The organism is Glycomyces tenuis DSM 44171 (genome assembly GCF_000427885.1).
GTDB classification, from domain to species: domain Bacteria; phylum Actinomycetota; class Actinomycetes; order Mycobacteriales; family Micromonosporaceae; genus Glycomyces; species Glycomyces tenuis.
Map to the genome: position 1 here is coordinate 1 of NZ_ATYW01000040.1, position 3,425 is coordinate 3,425.

Below are 3,425 nucleotides of genomic sequence, written 5' to 3' on the forward strand. Positions count from 1 at the left end.
CTGGACAATGAGGTCGTCGGTCTCGCGCAGGGCCTGGCGACGGTCGCGGTCTCCGAGACCATGCTCCGCTCCGCCCAAACCGGCCAAACCATCGCTCTCGAAGACATCCACAACGGGACGCTGGGCCAGAGCGCATGAGCCGGACTCCCGACGTCAGCGTCATCGTGGCCGTGTACAACACGATGCCGTACGTCACCCGGTGCGTCGAATCGGTGCTGTCCCAGACGATCGGCGCCGACCGCCTGGAACTGATCGCCGTCGACGACGGCTCGACCGACGGCGGCGGCGAGGAGCTCGACCGCTTCGCCCGCGAGCACCCCGACACCGTCACCGTCGTCCACCAGGAGAACTCCGGCGGCCCGGCCGCCCCCAGCAACGTCGCCCTCGGCCTCGCGCAAGGGCGCTACGTGTTCTTCCTCGGCTCCGACGACCACCTCGGCCCCGAGGCGCTGGAGCGGATGGTCGCCGTCGCCGACGACAACGAGTGCGACGTCGTGCTCGGCAAGATGATCGGGGAGGGCGGACGCCGCGCCCCCAAGGCCGCGTTCGAGGAACCCGGCCTGGACGTGCCCTTCCCGCTGTCGAAGGCGGTGTGGGCGCTGTCGAACACCAAGCTGTTCCGCCGCGAGCCGATCGAGCGGCACGGGCTCCGGTTCATGGAGGACGTGGCGGTCTACAGCGACGTGCCGTTCACCATCGAGGCGATGGCACTGGCCCGCCGGATCGCCACCCTGACCGACTACGAGTACTACTACACCGTCGAGCGCGACAACGCCGCCAACGTCACCTACAGCTCCAAGCTCTCCGAGCGCCTCCACGCCACCCGCCGCATCGTCGAGACGGTGACCAGGCTCTACGGGCCCGGCGAGGAGCGCGACGCGCTGCTGTACCGCGTCTTCGCGTACGAGCAGTGGATCCTGCTCCAAGAAGGACTGCTGGACCTCGACGAGGAAGGCCGCCGCGGCATCTGCGACGGCGTCGCCGAGCTCGCCGACGCCCACCTGACCGACGCGATGCGGGCCAAGCTCCCGGTCGAGAAGCGCGTGCGGTTCGCCTACGCGCAGCGGCGCGACCTCGACGGACTCCGCGCGGCGATCGAGTTCGAGGGGCCTCCGCGGTTCGTCGCCGAAGGCGAGCGCGCCTTCGCCCGCTACCCGGGCTTCCGCGCATCCGGCGGCCCGGCCGACGAGAGCTACGAGCTCATCGGCGACACCGTGCTGGGCCGGATCGCGAACGGCACCGAGCCGGTCTCGACCGCCTGGACCGGCGAAGGGGGCGGCCCGTGCCTGGAGCTCGTCTTCCGCGTCCCCGTCAGCGGTCTCGCCGAAGCCGACCTCAGCGTCGGAGCGGTGCGCCTCAAGCAGGGCAAGCGCCCGCGCAAACGCCGATCCGTCCCCGCCGAGGAGCGGCTGGCACCGCAAGTCGAGGCCGAGGTGGCCCTCACCCCCGACGGCGAGGCCACCGTCGTCCGCGCCCGGCTGCGGCTGCGCGAACTCGAGGCCGCCGCCCGCCCCTCCCGCTGGTCGCTGCGGTGGTACCTGCGGCTGGCCGACCGGCGCTACGACCTGCCGCTGCGCGCGCCCCGCTCGCAGCCCTCGGCCCTGCGGGGCCGTCGCCGCTCGGCGGTCGAACGCGACGACCGCGACCGGATCATCGTCCGGCTCCACAGGCGCGGCCCCAGGGCCGCGCTCAAGCGGTGCCTGCGGCGCCTGGGACTGCCCGTCGGAGGTCGAGGATGAACCGCCCCGACGTCACGGTGATCATGGCCGTCTACAACACCATGCCCTACCTGAGCGAGACCCTCGAATCGCTGCTGTCCCAGACGATCGGCGCCGACCGTTTCGAGCTGATCGCGGTCGACGACGGCTCGACCGACGGCAGCGGCGAGGAGCTCGACCGATACGCCGCGAAGTTCCCCGACACCGTCACCGTCGTCCACCAGGAGAACTCCGGCGGCCCCGCCGCACCGAGCAACCTCGCCATCGAGCGGGCCTCGGGCCGGTACATGTTCTTCATCGGCGCCGACGACCACCTCGGCCCCGAAGCGCTGGAGCGGATGGTCGCCGCCGCCGACGAATACGAGTCGGACGTCCTGGTGGCCAAGATGGTCGGCGTCAACGGCAAAGGCGTCTCCAAGCAGGCGTTCGCGAAGTCCGGTCCCGACGTCGGCCTCTACGACTCGAAGCTGCCGTGGGCGCTGTCGAACACCAAGCTGTTCCGCCGCGAGCTGATCGAGGACCACCGGCTGCGCTACCCCGAGGACATGCCCTTCGGCTCAGACCAGCCGTTCACCATCGAGGCGATGGTGAAGGCCGGGCGCATCTCGGTGCTCGACGACTACGACTACTACTTCGCGGTCCGGCGCGCCGACGGCAGCAACATCACCTACAGCTCCGACCACCGCCGCCGCCTCGAATGCGCCGCGCGCATCATGGACTTCACCGCCGAGCTCCTCCCTCCCGGCGCCGAACGCGACGCGCTGCTGCAGCGGCACTTCTACGTCGAGCTGTGCAACCTGCTGCGCTCCGACCTGCTCGAACTCGACGAGGCCGTGCAACGCGACGTCGTGGACGGCGTCGGCGCCCTCGCGGACCGCTATCTGACCGAGCGGATTCGCGACGCGCTCGGCGTCCACCGGCGACTCAGGATCGGCCTCGCGCAGCGCCGCGACCTGGTCGGGCTGCGCGCCCACCTCGAATCGGGGGACTGGCCGGTGTTCCACATCGAAGCCGACGGTGTCTTCGCCGCCTACCCGGCCTTCCGCGATGCCGCCGCCGAGCTGCCCGACCACTGGTTCCTCCTCGGCAACGAGAAGGCCACCGGGCGGCTGGTCAAACGCCTTCGCGTGACCGCCCTCGAACCCGAAGACGGCGCCGTCCGCATCGAATGCCGGATCGGCCTGTCCGGGTCGCCGACCGTGCGCCTGGGCGCCGTCCGCGTGACCCGTCACGCCGGTGGACCGAAGCGGAGCCCGATCGCCGAAGCACCGGGCTTCGACATCGACACCGAGTCGACCTCCGCCGTCGAGGACGGGGAACTGGCCGTCCGCGCGATGGTCCCGATCGAGCGGCTCGCCGAGGCGGGCACCGCTTGGGCGATCCGGGCCCACGTCCACCTCGGCGAATGGGTATACGATCTGCCTCTGCCCGCCCAGGCGGAACCTTGGCGGCGCGAAGCGCGCCGAGGACTGCGCCGCTGGCGGCTCGCCACCGTGAACGATCCTCGCGACCGCTTGGTCGTGACCGCCGAAGCCGTCGCCACACCGATCCGCCGCGGCATGCGGCGCCTCAAGTCCACTATGACCGGGAAGTGAAGATGAAGATTTGTGTTGTCGCTTTGGGGAAGATTGGGTTGCCGTTGGCGGTCCAGTTCGCGTCGAAGGGTCATGAGGTCGTCGGTGCCGATGTGAACAAGCGGGTGGTCGA

The 3,425-nt window shown here is 70.7% G+C and carries 2 protein-coding genes; both read left to right on the forward strand.

Annotated elements, in window-relative coordinates:
* Positions 1-134 precede the first annotated feature (134 nt).
* On the forward strand, positions 135-1,739 hold the full coding sequence (locus YWW_RS32740) for a glycosyltransferase family 2 protein (protein WP_051326261.1): 1,605 nt from the start codon (positions 135-137) through the stop codon (positions 1,737-1,739).
* The gene (locus tag YWW_RS0124165; RefSeq protein WP_026932108.1) at positions 1,736-3,313 is read left to right on the forward strand and encodes a glycosyltransferase family 2 protein; all 1,578 of its coding nucleotides are present in this window, start codon (positions 1,736-1,738) and stop codon (positions 3,311-3,313) included. Before YWW_RS32740 ends, YWW_RS0124165 begins: the two co-directional genes overlap by 4 nt.
* Positions 3,314-3,425 lie beyond the last annotated feature (112 nt).